The 17,536-nt window shown below is 65.7% G+C and carries 15 protein-coding genes; 9 read left to right on the top strand and 6 right to left on the bottom strand.

Features of this window, described 5'->3' with window-relative positions; translation table 11 throughout:
- The first annotated feature begins 49 nt into the window (after nucleotides 1-49).
- The 8 genes from ACUN9Y_RS08830 (at nucleotide 50) to ACUN9Y_RS08795 (ending at nucleotide 8,990) form a co-directional block, all read left to right on the top strand.
- Nucleotides 50-712, top strand: coding sequence for a TRAP transporter small permease subunit (locus ACUN9Y_RS08830; protein WP_445460323.1), 663 nt, complete (start codon nucleotides 50-52; stop codon nucleotides 710-712).
- Entirely contained in the window at nucleotides 709-2,031 is a 1,323-nt protein-coding gene (locus ACUN9Y_RS08825) for a TRAP transporter large permease (protein ID WP_445460322.1), read from the top strand. The genes ACUN9Y_RS08830 and ACUN9Y_RS08825 overlap by 4 nt, the downstream gene beginning before the upstream one ends.
- Nucleotides 2,032-2,124: 93 nt before the next feature.
- Nucleotides 2,125-3,183: a twin-arginine translocation signal domain-containing protein gene (locus ACUN9Y_RS08820; RefSeq protein WP_445460321.1), complete on the top strand. Its 1,059-nt coding sequence runs from the start codon at nucleotides 2,125-2,127 to the stop codon at nucleotides 3,181-3,183.
- Nucleotides 3,184-3,321: 138 nt separating this feature from the next.
- Nucleotides 3,322-4,701, top strand: coding sequence for a glutamine synthetase family protein (locus ACUN9Y_RS08815; protein WP_445460320.1), 1,380 nt, complete (start codon nucleotides 3,322-3,324; stop codon nucleotides 4,699-4,701).
- An 84-nt stretch (nucleotides 4,702-4,785) separates the two neighbouring features.
- Complete coding sequence (locus ACUN9Y_RS08810; RefSeq protein WP_445460319.1) at nucleotides 4,786-6,171, top strand: aldehyde dehydrogenase family protein; 1,386 nt, start codon at nucleotides 4,786-4,788, stop codon at nucleotides 6,169-6,171.
- Nucleotides 6,172-6,178: 7 nt separating this feature from the next.
- Entirely contained in the window at nucleotides 6,179-7,357 is a 1,179-nt protein-coding gene (locus ACUN9Y_RS08805) for an iron-containing alcohol dehydrogenase (protein ID WP_445460318.1), read from the top strand.
- A gap of 173 nt (nucleotides 7,358-7,530) precedes the next feature.
- Entirely contained in the window at nucleotides 7,531-8,265 is a 735-nt protein-coding gene (locus ACUN9Y_RS08800) for a glutamine amidotransferase-related protein (RefSeq protein WP_445460317.1), read from the top strand.
- A 62-nt stretch (nucleotides 8,266-8,327) separates the two neighbouring features.
- Entirely contained in the window at nucleotides 8,328-8,990 is a 663-nt protein-coding gene (locus ACUN9Y_RS08795) for an NAD(P)H-binding protein (RefSeq protein ID WP_445460316.1), read from the top strand.
- A gap of 141 nt (nucleotides 8,991-9,131) precedes the next feature.
- On the opposite strand, the gene ACUN9Y_RS08790 is transcribed toward ACUN9Y_RS08795, so the two are convergent.
- Nucleotides 9,132-11,990, bottom strand: coding sequence for a heavy metal translocating P-type ATPase (locus tag ACUN9Y_RS08790; protein ID WP_445460315.1), 2,859 nt, complete (start codon nucleotides 11,988-11,990; stop codon nucleotides 9,132-9,134).
- A gap of 152 nt (nucleotides 11,991-12,142) precedes the next feature.
- Between ACUN9Y_RS08790 and cadR the strand changes: the two genes are divergently transcribed.
- Nucleotides 12,143-12,592, top strand: coding sequence for a Cd(II)/Pb(II)-responsive transcriptional regulator (gene cadR, locus ACUN9Y_RS08785; protein WP_445460314.1), 450 nt, complete (start codon nucleotides 12,143-12,145; stop codon nucleotides 12,590-12,592).
- 194 nt (nucleotides 12,593-12,786) lie between these two features.
- On the opposite strand, the gene msrA is transcribed toward cadR, so the two are convergent.
- The 5 genes from msrA to ACUN9Y_RS08760 all read right to left on the bottom strand — a co-directional run bounded on the left by msrA (nucleotide 12,787) and on the right by ACUN9Y_RS08760 (nucleotide 17,464).
- Nucleotides 12,787-13,296 (bottom strand): peptide-methionine (S)-S-oxide reductase MsrA, encoded by a 510-nt coding sequence (gene msrA / locus ACUN9Y_RS08780; RefSeq protein WP_445460313.1) that lies wholly within the window; start codon nucleotides 13,294-13,296, stop codon nucleotides 12,787-12,789.
- A gap of 2 nt (nucleotides 13,297-13,298) precedes the next feature.
- Nucleotides 13,299-13,745 carry a peptide-methionine (R)-S-oxide reductase MsrB gene (msrB, locus tag ACUN9Y_RS08775; protein ID WP_445460312.1) on the bottom strand — a complete coding sequence of 149 codons (447 nt, stop codon included), beginning with the start codon at nucleotides 13,743-13,745 and terminating at the stop codon, nucleotides 13,299-13,301.
- Between the two features lie 422 nt (nucleotides 13,746-14,167).
- Nucleotides 14,168-15,322: a beta-aspartyl-peptidase gene (gene iadA / locus ACUN9Y_RS08770; protein ID WP_445460311.1), complete on the bottom strand. Its 1,155-nt coding sequence runs from the start codon at nucleotides 15,320-15,322 to the stop codon at nucleotides 14,168-14,170.
- Between the two features lie 65 nt (nucleotides 15,323-15,387).
- Nucleotides 15,388-16,167 (bottom strand): transporter substrate-binding domain-containing protein, encoded by a 780-nt coding sequence (locus tag ACUN9Y_RS08765; RefSeq protein WP_445460310.1) that lies wholly within the window; start codon nucleotides 16,165-16,167, stop codon nucleotides 15,388-15,390.
- 529 nt (nucleotides 16,168-16,696) lie between these two features.
- Nucleotides 16,697-17,464: a transporter substrate-binding domain-containing protein gene (locus ACUN9Y_RS08760; protein WP_445460309.1), complete on the bottom strand. Its 768-nt coding sequence runs from the start codon at nucleotides 17,462-17,464 to the stop codon at nucleotides 16,697-16,699.
- Between the last annotated feature and the right edge of the window lie 72 nt (nucleotides 17,465-17,536).

Below are 17,536 nucleotides of genomic sequence, written 5' to 3'. Positions count from 1 at the left end.
TTCCTGATCCAAGACTCAGGAGTCGTCATTCTTGCGTCAAGGGGCACCCATGCCGGGACCGATACGCCTGTACGTTCGCTACGTCGATCGCTTCAACCGCCGCGTCGGCCGCATCGTCATGTACCTGATCTTCGTGATGATCGGGGTATTGCTGTATGCCTCGCTGTCCAGAGCGGTGTTCGACCGGCCGCTGATCTGGGGCGTCGAGGTCTCGCAGTTTCTGATGGTGGCGTACTTTTTACTCGGAGGCGCCTACTCCATGCAGCTTGGCGATCACGTGCGCATGGACTTGTTCTACTGCCGCTGGTCGCCGCGTACCCAGGCTCTCGCGGATGTGCTGACCATGTTGCTGCTGCTGGTATTTCTGGGTGCACTGCTGGCCGGGGGAATCTCCAGTACCGGCTACGCGATACGCTACGGCGAGACCAACTATTCGTCCTGGGCGCCGCCCCTGGCGCCGATCAAGGCGATCATGACCTTCGGCATCCTGCTGATGCTGCTGCAGAGCATCTCGACCCTGTTCAAGGACATCGCGATCCTGCGTGGCAAGCCGCTGGTCGATGACACCCCGGCGGACGAGCCGCCGCCTGACGACCTGCCGCCCGGTCCCCCCGGCGCCAAGGCTCCAGGCCCCGATGCCGCAGGCTCGGCGCAGCTACCACCGAAAGCGCCCGGCTCGCGCCCGGGAAGCGGTGGGGGGGCGGCCTCATGAGCTACGAGATGATCGCCCTGACCATGTTCTCGTCGATGATGCTGCTGTTGCTGACCGGGCAGCGAGTATTCGGCGTGATCGGCTTCGTCGGCGCCGCTGCCGCGCTCGCGCTGTGGGGCGATGGCGGCATCGAGATGCCGTTCAGCGCCACCATCCAGCTGATGAACTGGTATCCGCTATTGACCCTGCCGCTGTTCATCTTCATGGGCTATATGCTGTCCGAGTCGGGCATCGCCTCCGAGCTCTACGAGATGTTTCACGTCTGGATGGGCGGGCTCAAGGGCGGCCTTGCCGTCGGCACCATCGGCCTGATGGTGGTGGTCTCGGCGATGAATGGGCTGAGCGTGGCCGGCATGGCGATCGGCGCCACCATCGCCCTGCCTGAGCTTTTACGCCGCGGCTACGACAAGGTCATGGTCACCGGTGTCATCCAGGCCGGCAGCTCGCTGGGCATCCTGGTGCCGCCGAGCGTGGTGCTGGTGCTGTACGGCATGATCGCCCGTCAGCCGGTCAGCCAGCTGTGGCTGGCGGGCGCCATTCCCGGGCTGATACTGGCCGCCATGTTTGTCGCCTACATCGTCATCCGCTGCCGCTTGCAGCCGGAGCTAGGCCCGACTCTGCCGCCGGAGGAGCGTAACGTTACCCTGGCCCAGAAGCTCAAGCTCGCCCGCGCCGGCATCATGCCGCTGGCGATCTTCTTCTTCATGACCGGGCTCTTCGTCATGGGCGTCACCAGCCTGGTCGAAAGCGCCGCGGTCGGGGCCCTGTCGGCGACTGTCGCCGCGGCGGCGAAGCGTCGCCTGACGCTTGCCGTGATCGAGACCACGGTGCGTAAGTCGCTCGGCATTACCTGCATGTTCATGTGGATCATCCTCGCGGCGCTGTGCTTCGGCGCGGTGTTCGACGGGCTCGGCGCGGTGCGGGCCATCGAGTCGGTGTTTCTCGATGAGATGGGGCTTACTCCCTGGCAGATCCTGGTCATGATGCAGCTGTCTTACATCCTGCTCGGCATGTTCCTCGATGACACCGCCATGCTGGTGATCGTGGCGCCGCTCTACGTGCCGCTGGTCATTACCCTGGGCTTCGACCCGATCTGGTACGGGGTGCTCTACACCATCACCGTGCAGATCGCCTACATGACCCCGCCGTTTGGCTACAACCTGTTCCTGATGCGCGCCATGGCTCCCCCGGAAGTGAGCCTCGGCGACATCTATAAAAGCGTCTGGCCGTTCGTCGCCATCATGCTGGTCGGACTGGCGCTGATCACCGTCTTCCCGCAGCTAGCGCTGTGGCTGCCCGAACTCTTCAGGGACTACTGACACGCTATTCAGGGACTACCGATTCATCCGTTCAGGGACGCGAAACCAGCAAGCACTACAACCACAACAAGCCACCACGTGCAGGAGAGACCCATGACCAACCGTCGTGATTTCCTAAAAAAGGCCGGGGTAGCCACCGCCGCTTCGGTCGGTGCCGCGTCGCTGTCGGCGCCCTATGTCCATGCCCAGTCGAAGACGCCAATTCGTTGGCGACTCCAGACCTACGCCGGCCCCGCCCTGGCCGAGCACGTCATCAAGCCTTCCATCGACGCCTTCAACAAGGCCGCCAATGGTGAAATGGAAATCGAACTCTATTTCTCCGATCAACTGGTGCCCACCGGCGAGCTATTTCGCGCCATGCAGCGGGGCACCATCGATGCGGTTCAGAGCGACGACGACTCGATCAATGCCCCGGTCGACGTCTCGGTGTTCGGCGGCTACTTCCCGTTTGCCTCGCGCTATAGCCTCGATGTGCCGACGCTGTTCAATCATTACGGGCTCAAGGAAATCTGGGAAGAGGCCTACGGCGAGATCGACGGCGTCACCTGGCTCGGCTCCGGTTCGTGGGATCCGTGCAACTTCGTCACCCGGGAGCCGATCCGCAGCATCGAGGACCTGAAGGGCAAGCGTGTCTTCACCTTTCCCACCGCCGGGCGCTTTCTCAGCCGCTTCGGCGTGGTGCCGGTGACGTTGCCCTGGGAAGACATCGAAGTCGCCATGCAGACCCGTGAACTCGACGGCATCGCCTGGGCCGGCATCACCGAGGCCTACACCGTAGGCTGGGCCGATGTGTCGAGCTATTACCTGACCAACAATATTTCCGGCGCCTGGGCCGGCTCCTACTTCGCCAACAGCGAGCGCTGGAACGAGCTTCCCGAGCATTTGAAGACGTTGTTCAAGATGTGCATGGACAGCTCTCACTACCATCGCCAGCACTGGTACTGGTGGGGCGAGGCGCACTACCGCACCAAGGGCGGCAAGCTTGAGCTGACCTCCATCCCCGAGGCCGAGTGGCAGACCATCGAGGACGAAGCGCTGTCGTTCTGGGACGAGATCGCCGAGCAGAGCGAGCGCAATGCCCGAGTCGTGCAGATCCTCAAGGACTACCGGACCACCATGCAGAACGCCGGCCCTCCGTACCGTTATTCGTAAGCTGATGTAAGCCACCCCCGGGCCCGTTTCGTCATGGTGGGGCCAGGGGGCGCAAGGCGGGCTAGCGACAACGGGCCGATGGGCGTGGGCCACCGCCGGCCGGTCGGCGGTGGCCGAAGAACAGGGAGACAAGTCTTCATGAGTCGAACCGATCCGCGCAAGGTGCGCAGCGCCGAGGATGCCCGGCGCATCGTCGAGGAGCGTGGCCTCACCCACATCAAGGTCGGATTGTTCGACCTCGACGGGGTGATGGTCGGCAAGTACATGCACCGCGACAAGTTTCTGGCCGCTCTCGACGGCGGCTTCGCCTTCTGTGACGTGGTGCTCGGCTGGGACAGCAAGGACGAGCTCTACGACAACACTCGCTTCACCGGCTGGCACAGCGGCTACCCCGACGCCACGCTACGGCTGTTGCCCGACAGCTGCCGCGAGGTGCCGTTCGAGGGCGACATGCTGCTGTTCATGGCCGAGTTCACCGAGCGGGCCGAGGCTATTTGCCCGCGCGGCCTGTTGCGCCGGGTACTCGAGCGTGCCGATGCCATGGGCTTCGCGGTCAGGGGCGCGCTGGAATATGAATTCTTCATGTTTCAGGAAACGCCGGAGTCGGTGCGCGAGAAGGGCTTTCGCAACCTGCGCCCGTTGACGCCTGACATGATGGGCTACTCGATGCTCAGAAGCTCGGTCCACGCCGAGCTGTACCACGAGCTTCTCGGCCTGTCCGAGGCCATGGACTTCCCGATCGAGGGGCTTCATACCGAGACCGGCCCAGGCGTGCTCGAGGCGGCGCTCGGCGTTGACGGGGCGCTCGCCGCCGGCGACAAGGCGGCGCTGTTCAAGACCTTCACCAAGGTTTGGGCCCAGCGCCGCGGCCTGATGGCCACCTTCATGGCCAAGTGGTCGCCGGACTATCCTGGCCAAAGCGGCCATATTCACCTGTCGCTCACTCACCGCGACAGTGGCGATTCGGCATTCTTCGACGCCGAGGCGGCTCACGGCATGAGCGCCCTCCAGCGCCACTTCGTCGCCGGTCAGCAGCGTCTGATGCCCGAACTGCTGGCCATGTTTGCGCCGACGGTCAATAGCTACACCCGTCTGATACCAGGGTTCTGGGCGCCGACCGATGCCACCTGGGGGGTAGAGAATCGCACCACAGCACTGCGCGTGATACCCGGCAGTGCCAAGTCTCAGCGCGTCGAGTATCGCCTCGGCAGCGCCGATGCCAACCCTTATCTTGCCCTGGCCGCCGCCATCGGGGCCGGCCTGCACGGCATCGAGCAGGGCTGGGAGCCGGACGAGGCGGTCACCGGCAATGCCTACGAGCTCGACCACCCGATCCACCAGGCCCTGCCGCGCACCCTGTGGGAGGCCGCTCAGCGGCTCAAGGCATCGAGCCCGGCCCGGGAGCTGTTCGGCGATGATTTCGTCGAGCACTTCGCCGCCACCCGTGAATGGGAGGAGCGTCAGTTTCGGCGCCATATTACCGATTGGGAGCTGGATCGGTACTTCGAGATCATCTAGCCGCCCAGGCAATGAAGCAGGCGTCTCGCCTGCCAGGCCAAACCAAGCCAAACCAAGCACAGTGATGAGTGACGAGAGGACAAGATGGCGACGCAGACAACGATATCGCCGGTGGACGGCTCGGTCTACGTACGGCGCGAACTGGCGGACCAGGAGCAGATCGAGGGGGCCCTGGAGCGTGCCACAGAAGCCCAGAGGCGATGGCGAGACACCCCGGTCGCCGAGCGCGCACGCTATTGCGCCGCCATGGTCGATGCCTTCGTCGCCCGTCGCGACGACCTGGCCCATGAGCTGACCTGGCAGATGGGACGACCGATCGCCCAGGCCGGCGGCGAAATAGGCGGCTTCGAGGAGCGCGCCCGGGGCATGATCGGCATGGCCGAGGAGGCCCTGGCGCCGATCCGGCTCGCCGACAAGCCTGGATTCACCCGCTACATCAGCCGCGAGCCGCTTGGCGTATCGCTGATCGTGGCGCCCTGGAACTTCCCCTTTATGACCGCGGTGAACGCCGTGGTGCCGGCGATTCTGGCCGGCAATGTGGTGATTCTGAAACACTCGGCCCAGACGCCGCTGTGTGCCGAACGGATCTTCGAGGCGTTCATGTCGGCGGGGCTGCCCGAGGGCGTCTTTCAGTTCCTGCACCTGAGCCATGACGCTACCGAAGCGCTGATCCGCGACCCCCGCATCAATCACGTCTCGTTTACCGGGTCGGTGGCCGGCGGCGAGATGGTCGAGCGCAACGCAAGGGGGCGCTTCATCGCCACGGCGCTGGAGCTTGGCGGCAAGGACCCGGCCTATATTCGTGCCGATGTGGACCTGGACGCGGCGGTCGCCGGGGTGATGGACGGGGCCTTCTTCAATTCCGGTCAGAGCTGCTGTGGCATCGAGCGCATCTACGTCAGTCGCGAGATATTCACGCCCTTCGTCGAGCGCGCGGTGGCCTGGCTCAAGCAGTTGACGCTCGGCGATCCGAGCGATCCGCGCACCACCCTGGGGCCCGTGGTAAAGCCCGCGGCCGCCGACTTCGTGCGTGGCCAGGTGGAAGATGCCGTGGCCGCCGGGGCCAAGGCCTGGATCGATCCCGGCGACTACCCGCTGTCGGTTCCGGGCAGCGCCTATCTGGCGCCGCAGCTGCTGACCGATGTCGATCACAGCATGCGGGTGATGAGCGAGGAGAGCTTCGGCCCGGTGGTGGGCGTGATGGCGGTGGATGGCGATGACGAGGCGGTGGCGCTGATGAACGATAGCGCCTTCGGCCTGACGGCGGCGATCTTTACCCGCGACCTGGCCGTGGGCGAGGCCCTGGCCCAGCGCCTCGAGGCCGGTACCGTCTTCACCAACCGCTGTGACTACCTGGACCCGGAGCTGGCTTGGACCGGGGTCAAGCAATCCGGGCGTGGCTGCTCGCTGTCGCGACTCGGCTTCGACACCCTGACGCGGCCCAAGTCTTTCCACCTGAAACATGCCTGAGGTGCCCATGAGCGACATGATCCGCTACACCACCGGCTGGAACTATCCGGCCTCGATCCTGACCGGCGTCGGGCGCATCGGCGAATTGCCGGCGGCCTGTCGTGAGCTCGGCATGCGCTCGCCGCTGCTGGTCACCGATCCAGGCCTTGCCGCCTTGCCGATGGTCGGTGAGGCGCTTGAGCACTGTCGCGCCGAGGGACTGAGCGCAGAGGTGTTCAGCCGTATCAAGGGCAATCCCACCGGGGCCAACGTGATCGAGGGCGTGGATGCCTTCCGCCAGGGCGGCCATGACGGCGTCATCGCCTTCGGTGGCGGCTCGGGGCTCGATGCCGCCAAGGCCATCGCGCTGATGGCCAACCAGCGCGAGAGCCTGTCGTTGTGGTCCCTCGAGGATAGCGGCGACAACTGGAAGAACGCCGATGCCGAGGCCATCGTGCCGGTGGTGGCGGTGCCCACCACCGCCGGCACCGGCTCCGAGGTCGGTCGCGCCTCGGTGATCACCGACGAGAGCGCCCAGGTCAAACGCATCATCTTCCATCCTGGCATGGTGCCGGCCCGGGTGATCCTCGATCCGGAGTTGACCACGGGCTTGCCGCCGGCGGTCACCGCCGCCACCGGCATGGATGCGTTGTCGCACTGCCTGGAGGCCTGGTGCGCGCCGGGCTATCACCCCATGGCTGAGGGTATCGCCGTCGAGGGCATGCGCCGGGTGCGTGACTACCTGCCCAGGGCCTACGCCCACGGTGACGATCTCGAGGCACGCCTCAATATGTTGGTCGCCTCGAGCATGGGGGCCACCGCCTTTCAGCGCGGACTGGGCGCCATGCACGCCCTGGCCCATCCACTTGGTGCCTTGTATGACGCCCATCACGGCACGCTCAATGCGGTGCTGATGCCCTATGTGCTCAAGGCCAATGAGCGCGCCATCGGCGAGCCCATGGTGCGCTTGGCGCGCTATCTGGACCTGCGCCAACCCGGCACCAGCGCGGTGATCGACTGGGTGCTGGAAATGCGCGAACGCCTGGCGATCCCCAAGAATCTGGCGAGCCTCGGCATCGACGAGGCCCAGGCCGAGAAGGTCGGGCAGATGGCCGTGGCCGATCCATCCTCCGCCGGCAACCCCATCGAGTTCGACGCCGAGGGCTATCGTCGGATCTTTCTCGCCGCACTGCACGGGCAAATGTAGCTCGGGCCGGCGGGGAGGTGCGCATGACGCGAATGACTGCGCGCCAGACGCAAGCACGAGGCCGGGGTCAGAACGCAAGCCCTGAGGCCAGGGGCAGAGGGTCGCAAGGCATCAACCGAGAGCGGCAGCGCGACCCGTGCGCAGCCGCCGTCGTTACCCGGGAGGGACGAGAGATGCTCATAGGCTTGCTTCAGTGTGACGATGTCGCGCCACAGCTGCAGCTGGATCACGGCAACTACCCGGCGATGTTCGCCGCCCTGCTCGGCGGGGCCGCGACGGAGCAGGGTGAGACGCTTCAATGGCAGGTATGGCGCTGCCTTGATGGCGACATTCCCGACGATCTTGAGGCGGTGGATGCGTGGCTCACTACCGGTTCGAAGTTCGGCGTCAACGATGGACTGGATTGGGTGGTGGCTCTCGAGGAGTTCGTTCGCGAGCTGTATGCCGCCGGTAAGCCCCTGGTCGGCATCTGTTTCGGTCACCAGCTGATCGGCAAGGCGCTCGGTGGCGAGGTGATCAAGAGTCCCAAGGGCTGGGGCGTCGGGCTCTCGTTTAACCAGATCACGAGTAGGGAGGCCTGGATGGAGCCTTGGCAGGACGAGCTCGACCTGCTGGTCAGCCACCAGGACCAGGTGGTGTCGCTGCCCCCGGGCGGCTGTGCGCTCGGAGGCAGCGGCTTCTGTTCGCACTACCTGATGCGGGTTGGCGGGTGTTTTCTTGGCGTCCAGGGGCACCCTGAATTCAGCCGGGAGTACTCGCGCGACCTGATGCGCCTGCGCCGAGAAATGGTCGGTGACGCGCGGGTCCGCGAAGGCACGGCGACATTGACCGCCAAGGTCGATGACAACCTGATGGCCCACTGGATGCTCAACTTCATGCGCCAGGCGATGGCGGCGCGAGTCCGCTAGCGTTTACCCTGGCCTTGATTCGGTGGCTCTCCTGGCCCACCGACGAGCCAGGAGCCAAGACGGTGAGCGAGGCCAAGAGCATCATGGTGGTGGGGGCGAGCGGCCTGGTGGGCGGTGAAGTGCTCAGGCAGGCGCTGATGGACGATCGCGTGGGTCGGATAGTGGCGCCGGTGCGGCGTGAGCTCGGGCGGCTCTCCGAGGCGCCCAATGCCCAGCACAAGCTCGAGACGCCGCGAGTGGATTTCGACAACTTGGCCGACGCCGCCCTCTGGTGGCAGGTCGACGCGGTGATCTGCACCCTGGGCACGACGCGCAAGGCTGCCGGGACCAAGGCCGCCTTTCGCCGCGTGGATCACGACTACCCGCTGGCGGTGGCCGACATCGCACGGCGCCACGGCGTCACCACGTACGTCTTGAACTCTGCCATGGGGGCGGACGCCTCCTCGCGCTGGTTCTACAACCGCGTGAAGGGCGACCTTGAAACCGCGCTGGCCGAGCGTGGCTTCACCTCCCTGACCCTGGTTCGTCCTGGCCTCATCGGTGGCAAGCGCGAGCAGAGCCGACCGCTGGAAGCGGCCGCGGGCGCGGTGCTCGGCGCTCTTGGTCCGATACTGCCCAGACACCTGCGTGTCTGCCCGGCGCCCAATATCGCCCAGGCCCTGCTGATGGCGGCGCTCGATGCGGCGCCGGGGCAGCACCGGGTGGGTGCCGAGCGACTGAGCTGAGGGCGGGACCTGCACCAGGGCGTGATGGGGCGGGCGCCAGGCGGGTGGCCGGCCGTGCCGCCTAATCGGCTCCCCTATCGCGCCCTTTGCCGTCGTGCCTGGCTCGTCAGGGGGGCCGAATGGCGTCGCTATTCGACTGACCTACGCTCGCAATACCCGCAAGCCGTTGGCGACCACCAGAAGGCTGGCGCCAAGATCGGCAAACACCGCCATCCACAGGGTGGCCTGACCGCCAAGGGCGAGCGTCAGAAACACGACCTTGATGCCGATGGCGAGCGCGATGTTCTGGATCAACAGTTGGCGGGTGCGGCGGGCCAGGGTGACGAAGCGCGGCAGCTTGGACAGCTTGCCGTCCATCAGCGCCACGTCGGCGGTCTCGATGGCGACATCGCTACCGGCGGCGCCCATGGCGATGCCGATATCGGCTCGCGCCAGTGCGGGCGCATCGTTGATACCATCGCCGACCATGGCGGTGATGCCGTGGCGAGACAGCTCATCGAGCCGGGCCAGCTTGTCTTCGGGGAGCAGGTCACCCCGGGCATCATCGATGCCGGCTTCCCGGCCGATGGCGCTCGCCGCCGCCTGGCCATCGCCACTGAGCATGCTGACGCGGATGCCAAGGTGTTTCAGCTGTGCGATGGCCGCGATGCTGTCGGGCTTCAAGGTATCGCGAACGCGGAAGGTCGCCAGCAGGGTGGCGTCCTGGCCGAGCCACACTTCTCCGGCGCTATCTGCGCCACTATCGGCGCCACTATCGGTGTCGCCGTCTGTGCCGTCCGTGTTCTGGCGGGCGGCATCGGCAAGCGCCTGGGCGCTGACTCCCATGGTGTCAGCCAGGCGACGATTGCCGAGCCACAGGGTGGTGCCTTCGTGGTCGGCGACCATGCCTTGGCCGGCGCGCTCTTCGACGTTGGACAGAACCGCGTCATCGGCCGCGAAAGACGATGGTGCTGTGTTGCCCTCTGCGCTGCTCTCTGCGCTGCTCTCTGCGCTGCTCTCGGTGCTGTTCTCTGCGCTGCTCTCGGTGCTGTTCTCGGTACTGTTATCTGCGGTGAGGCCGGCATGTACCGCCTTGGCGACGGGGTGGTTGGAGCGTCCGGCGAGGGCCTGGGCTAGCGCCCGAGTCCGGGCGGCGGCGGTGTCGGTAGCGACATCGATCGGGTGGCCGACGTGGGCGGCGAGTGCTTGCCAGCGCACAAGCTGCGGGCGGCCTTGGGTCAGGGTGCCGGTCTTGTCGAGCGCCACCGACGCGAGCTTGTGCCCCTGTTCGAGATAGGCGCCGCCCTTGATCAGAATGCCTTGGCGGGCGGCGGCGGCGAGGCCGCTGACCACGGTGACCGGGGTCGAGATGACCAGGGCACAGGGGCAGGCGATGACCAGCAGTACCAGGGCACGATAGACGCCCTCGGTCCAGGCCCCGAGTCCCAGCAGAGGCCACAGCACGGCGACGCCCAGCGCCAGGGCGAATACCGCCGGCGTATAGATCGCGGCGAAGCGATCGATGATGCGCTGGGTCGGGGCGCGGCTGGCCTGGGCCTGCTCCACGGCGTGGATGATACGGGCCAGGGTGGTGTCGTTGGCAGCCTTGGTCGCGCAATAGTCGAACTCGCCGGCCAGGTTGATGGTGCCGGCGAACACCGTCTCGCCGATGTCGCGGTCCCGCGGCAGGCTCTCGCCGGTGATCGCCGACTCATCGAGGCTCGGCTGGCCGCGCAGGATATCGCCGTCCAGCGCGATACGCTCGCCGGCACGCACGCGCAGCACGCTGCCGACCGTGACGGCTTCGGCCGCGATTTCCTGCCATTCGCCGTCTGGCTGCTGGACGCGGGCCTTGGCCGGCGCCAGATCCATCAGGCCGCGGATGGCATTGCGCGCGCGGTCGAGTGATCGCGCCTCGATGTGCTCGGCCAGGGTAAACAGCACCACGACCATGGCGGCTTCGGCCCAGTGGCCGATCAGCAAGGCGCCGGTCACGGCCACGCTCATCAAGGCATTGATGTTCAGGATGCGCTGGGACAGCGCGATCATGCCCTTCTTCCAGGTCGGAATCCCGACCAGGACGATGGCGACCAGCGCCATCACCGCCCCTAGCCAGGCGCCGGCGCTCCACGTCGTCCAGCCGACGATTTCGGCGCCGAGGGCCAGGACGCCGGCGATGGCGAGGCGTGCCCACGGCGGCTGCGGGACGCTGGCGGGCGGCGTGGACGCGGTGCTGGCGGTCTCGGTGTCATCCACCGCCCGGGGCGTCATGCCACTGCGGCGGATGCGCTTCATCAGTGCGTCGCGGTCGGCGTCGCGGTGGTGCACGATCAGGCGGCGCTGCATCAGGTCAAAGGACAGCGCCTCGACACCGGGAGCGCCGTCGAGGGTCTTGCGCAGCACGCGTTCTTCGGTGGGGCAGCACATCTCATCGATGACCAGCACCAGCTCTGCGGTGCCGGACGCCGCGCTGCGCTCGGCGGCGTGGCGGGTCGTGCTGCTGCAGCAGGTTGGCTCAGGAGCGGGAGGCGCATCGTCTGTCGCGGAGCCACAGCAGCCGGAGGCGCGGGGCTGGCCTGTTTCCGGTCCGGAAGCGGAATCCCGGCCACCGGCATCGCCGGGTTGACTCGTCCCCGGTCCGGAAGCGGAATCCCGGCCACCGGCATCGCCGGGTTGACTCGTCCCCGGTCCGGAAACGGAATCCCGGCCATCGGCATCGCCGGGTTGACTCGTCCCCGGTCCGGAAACGGAATCCCGGCCATCGGCATCGTGAGGCTGGCTCGTTCTCGCGCTGGTGCTGGAGGCGGAGCCGCAGCAGTCGGCGGCGCGAGGGGTAGACGATGGAAGGCTAGAAGCGCAGCAGCCACCGTCATCTGAAGTGCGCGTCTGGTGGTCAGGGACGGCGGCACTGCAGCTGCCCCCCGAGCGGGGCGTCGACGCCGGGGCGGCGGGCTTGCTCGCCAGCGTAGTGCAGCAGGCTGTATCGTTCATTGCGGCCTTGTCTCGGCGGGAATCAGCCATCCTGGAACTCCGGTAGGGTATCTGGGTCTGATCTAACACCCTGTATCCACTATAGGGTCAAGCATCAAGAAAGATGGCACCGTCCTGGGCGACCGAGCACGAGCACGAGCACGAAGACGAGAAGGCACAATGCTGATGACGAGGACCGTCGCATGAAGATTGGAGAACTGGCCAGGCGCAGCGGCTGCAAGGTCGAGACGCTGCGCTTCTACGAGCGTGAGGGCCTGCTGCCGGAGCCGGCCCGCAGTGAAGGTAACTATCGGCTCTATTCCCAGGCCCACGCCGAGCGTCTCGGTTTCATTCGTCATTGTCGTGCGCTGGACATGACCCTCGATGAAATTCGAGCGCTGCTTGCCTGCCACGACGACCCGAGCCAGCCCTGCGATCAGGCCGATGGCCTGATCGACGCGCATCTTGGACACGTGGCCGAGCGCATCGCCCAACTAGAGCGACTGAAGACCGAGCTTGAGAGCCTGCGGGAGCGCTGCGGGGGGCATCGCACCGCCGCCGAGTGCGGCATTCTCAATGAGCTCTCGCAGCCGCTGGAGGGGGCATCGTCGAATACCGAGGCCCATGTGCCGGGCACCCACTCGCTGCGATGACGAGGATCGGCACAGCCTGCGCCGGCGGCGCAGCACGGCGGCAGGGGCTTGGCGTCGTTAGAGGCTTGGCCTCGCTGGCGCCGAACCAATAGCCGAGGCACGAAGAACACGGGGCCCGACGTTGTCGGGCCCCGTGACGGTGGTGGAGCTAACGCCCCTCGGGTGGGATCTACGGCCTATGGCTCGCCGCCGCTTTAGGCTTCTGCCTTGCTGCGTGGCAGCACCCAGTCGTTGCGCGGGAAGTGGCAGGTATAGCCGTTGGGCAGCCGCTCCAGGTAGTCCTGGTGCTCGGGCTCGGCCTCCCAGAAGTCACCCACCGGTTCGACCTCGGTGACCACCTTGCCCGGCCATAGGCCCGAGGCGTTGACGTCTTCGATGGTGCGCAGAGCCTCTGCCTTTTGCGCGTCGTCGACGTAGTAGATCGCCGAGCGGTAGGACATGCCGCGATCATTGCCCTGACGGTTCGCGGTGGTCGGATCGTGGATCTGGAAGAAGTATTCCAGAATCTTGCGGTAGCTGATCGTATCGGCATCGAAGAGGATCTCGATGCCCTCTGCATGGGTGCCGTGGTGGCGATAGGTGGCATTCTCCACGTCGCCGCCGGTGTAACCGACACGGGTGCCTTCCACCCCAGGCAGCTTGCGGATCAGGTCCTGCATGCCCCAGAAGCAGCCACCGGCCAGGACCGCACGTTGAGTCGCCATCGTTACACCTCCTCTACTTGATCGAGATAGTCACCATACCCTTCGGCCTCCATTTCGTCGCGGTGGACAAACCGCAGCGAGGCCGAATTGATGCAGTAGCGCAGCCCGCCTTGATCCGGCGGTCCATCGGGGAAGACGTGGCCAAGGTGGCTGTCGCCGTGGCTCGAGCGTACCTCGGTGCGGATCATGCCATGGGAGCCGTCGCGCAGTTCGTTGACGTTGGCTGTCTCGATGGGCTTGGTAAAGCTTGGCCATCCACAGCCGGACTCGAACTTGGCCGATGACGCAAATAGCGGCTCTCCCGAGACAATATCGACATAGATGCCCGGCTCGTGGTTATGCAGATACTCGCCGGTCCCTGGACGTTCGGTGCCGCTCTCCTGAGTGACGCGGAATTGCTCAGGCGTCAGGCGGGCGATGGCGTCGGACGATTTCGTGTAGCTGGTCATGGCGTCTCCTCGCTGGCGACTTGGTGTTGGCGACCTTAGAAACGGGGCGGCAGCCACTCTTGGCGTGTCGTCTGGCGTGTCTCCTGATGGGGCACTTGGCTTGCCGTTGCCGTTGCTCCGGTAACAGGAGTGAGTCGTCGTTTCGACTGAATCCTTACACGACTAACGATCTCGTCGTAGGACACTAACGATCTCATCGTATGACTCAGGGGGCATCCGCAGACTCGGTGTTCGGTGGCGGGCCGGCATTCCCCTAGGCATCTGACGGACCGTCGAGTCTAACGACGTGAAGGCCACACTGTCTGCATCCCCTTTCCTTCTGGTAACAGGCGTTGAGTCACGGCCAGAAACGAATGCTTACACGCCGACCGGTCATTAGGATGATCGCGATGGTCTCGGCACAGCCAAGGTAGCGCATTTCCCTATTCGGAGCTGCGCCGGTGGATCTGACGCCCGAGCGACCAGACCTGATCGATCGCCCAACCCGTCTCGCCGAGCACCACCAGGTCGGCATCCTGGCCGACTGCGAGCCGTCCCTTGGCGGCGAGCCCCAGGGCATCGGCGGCGTGGGTGCTGGCGAGTGGCACGGCATGCTCCAAGGCGATGCCGTGGTCGTTTACGCACTCGCCGAGAGCCTCGAAAAGGCTGGCCAGTCGCCCGGGGGCAAGGCCCAGAAAGCGGCCCTCCTTATCGAAGTGGGGCAGGGAGGCATTGGCGTCGGATGACATGCTCAGGCGGGTCGGGTCGACGCGGGCATGCAGCGCTCGCGCCATGGCTTCCGATGCCGGCACTTCGCCAGCGGCCAGCAATTCTGGCGTGGTGCTGGTGGTGACGTCGATGCGTCCGCCTTCACGGGCGAAGCGCAGGCCGTCCTCGAACAGCCGCGTGGTGCGATTGATGTGGGTCGGCAGGAACTGAGCCAGGGGTAGCGCGGTGGTGCGGGCGACCTCGCGCAGGATCTCGAGGCCGCCGGGGGCGTCGCCGGTGTGAATGAAGACGATGCCGGACTTGCCGGCGATCATGCCGGCGGTGCGCGCCTCCGAGGCCAGGCGGGCGAGTTCCTGGACCGTCGGCTGAGAGCCACGGTGATCGCTGATGGCGATCTCGCCGACACCGATGAACTCCACGATGTGGACGATATCCGAGCCGACGGATCCGGTCAGCGTCACCGCGGGTAGCTGGTAGGAGCCGGTATAGGCGAGGCAGGTCAGACCGCCAGCGGCAAGTTCCCGCGCCTTGCCGAGCAGGTTGGCGGGGGTTCGTGTCAGGGCGTCGGTGCCGAGGGCGCCGACCAGGGTCGTGACGCCGGAGCCGACGGCGTCGGCGAGCGTCAGCTCCGGCGTGCGAGTGCCGAAGCCCCCTTCACCGCCGCCACCGGTCATATGCACCAGGGGGTCGACCAGGCCGGGAATGACCCGCCGTCCGCCCAGGTCCACGGTCGTAAGCCCGGGCCAGGCCATCGGCAACGGGTCGTCGGGTCCAAGAATCGCCGCGATCCGGGTATCGGCAATTAGCAGGTGACGCAGGCCCATGGGCTCCGGGGCGAACAGGGTCGCGTTCTTCAGCAGTGTCAGCATGCAGGCGTCCTCGAAAGTCGCCGCCGACACCGGGCCGGCGGCGTAGAAACGATGGGGCAATCGACTCAGAGCTTCACGTCGTAGCTGAAGTAGCGATTCATGATCTCATCGTAGCTGCCATCGGCCTTGAGCTCGGCGAGGGCCTGGTTGAACCGCTCGGCGAGTTCCCGGTCGCGCTTTCTCATGGCCACGCCGACGCCCTGGCCGAAGTAGGCCTGGGGCTCCTTGATGAAGTCGCTGATGCGCTCGAAGTCGCTGTCGTCGGTGTCGATGTCGATCATGGCCTCGGCGATGGGATAGTCCATGAAGGTCAGGTCGAGACGACCGGCACGCAGGTCGGCAACCACGTCATCGGCACTGCCGTAGCGGCGAACCTCGAGCACATCGCCATACAGGTCGGTCACGTAGCGGTCCTGCAGCGTGGCGCTCTGTACGCCTACGGTAAGGCCATCGAGGCTGGCCTTGTCGGTGATGTCGATGTGATTCCCGCGTGGGGTGATCCAGGCACTCGGCGTGGTGTAGTAAGGCTCGGAGAACAGGACTTGGCGAGAGCGTTCCTCGGTGATCGCCATGGACGACATGATGGCGTCAAACTTGCGTGCCTGCAGGGCGGGAATCATGCCATCCCAGGGCTGTTCGACCCAGGTGCACTCGATCTCCAGGTGGGCGCATACGGCGTTGCCCAGATCGACTTCGAAGCCGGTCAGGGTGCCATCGGGCAGCTTGTACTCGAACGGCTCGTAGGGGACGTCGACGGCGAGGCGAAGCGGTTCGTCGGCCTGGACGGAAAATGCCAGCGTGGCGACGAGAGGGAAGACGAAGAGGGTTAGCGGTGGCTGGCGCATGGGGGACTCCTGTTGATGGGTCTATCGATATGAGACTCGCGGCGGGGCTTGGGGCGGCCAAGGGAAGCACGACGAGCCGATGGGGCCTAGGCAAAACAACGGCGGCTTGGGGCAACTTGCCGGGCAGGGAACACGAGCGGTGGGGAGCGTGATCGCGTGCCGGTGCGCAAGCTGGCGGACGACGCCATTCCGACGCCATTCCGACGCCATTCCGACGCCATTCCGACGCCATTACGACGCGATAGCATTCGCTCGTGGAGTGGCGGTCGCGTGTCTGGCTGGGGCTATTCGTCGAACCATTCGCTCAGGGCGAAGCCGTCGAGCCGGGGAGGCGAGGCGATTGGTTGGGCGCAGGAGGGGGAGCGTGGCCATGCGGCCATGAGCCGCGAGGGCCAGGCGGGATGCTCGAGACGCTCGAGACGCCGCCGGCGGGGAGACCGCCGACGGCTGACTCGCTTGGTTGTCCCGCGCTGAGGCGCGGGACAACCGGTGCTACGGTTATGCAGGCGGAAGCGGTGCAAGACGATGATCACTCACCGAAGTAGGTGGTGTGGATCTCGTCGTAGGTGCCGTTTTCCTTGAGCGCAACCAAGGCTTCGTTGAAGGCATTGGCCAGGTCTTCGTCGCGCTGACGGAAGGCGATGCCGAAGCCATCACCGAAGTACTTCTTGGGCTCGCTGATCTTGTCGCCTACGACCTTGTAGTCGCCGGCGTCACTGTCGAGCAGGGTAGACTTGCCGACCGGGAAGTCGAGAAAGCCGATGTCGACGCGACCGGAGTCCATGTCGAGGACCAGGTCGTCGGCGGTGGAGTAGCGGTTCACATCGGCCACATCGCCGTACATGTCGGTGACGTAGTTGTCCTGCAGGGTGCCGCGCTGCACGCCGATGGTCTTGCCTTCGAGGGACTCGGTGTCGGGGTTGCCCATTTCCAGGTCGGCGGGAGCGAACCAGGCCGAGGGCGGGGTGAAGTAGGGCTCGGAGAACAGCACCTGCTCACGGCGTTCGTCGTTGATGGTCATGGAAGACATGATGGCGTCGTACTTGCGCGCCATGAGCCCCGGGATGATGCCGTCCCAGCCCTGCACTACCCATTCGCACTGAATGCCAATTTCTGCACAAAGAGCATTGCCGAGGTCGATATCGAAACCGGTCAACTCGCCCTCGGGAGTGCGAAACTCCATGGGCTCGTAGGGCACGTCGACGCCGATACGAATGTCGCGAACTTCCGCCTGGGCGGTGGAGGCCATCACGGCGGCACCGATCAGGCCGATGGAGAACATGCTGCGCAGTGTCATATGGGTAGACCCCTTGTTGTTGATTGAGCGTCTTGTGGACGCAACCCATCCACGATAGCGAATGGTCTGGCC

The organism is Halomonas sp. V046, from assembly GCF_052645355.1.
The sequence above is the reverse complement of the archived record's forward strand: the minus strand, read 5'-3'. Positions and strand labels throughout refer to the sequence as shown.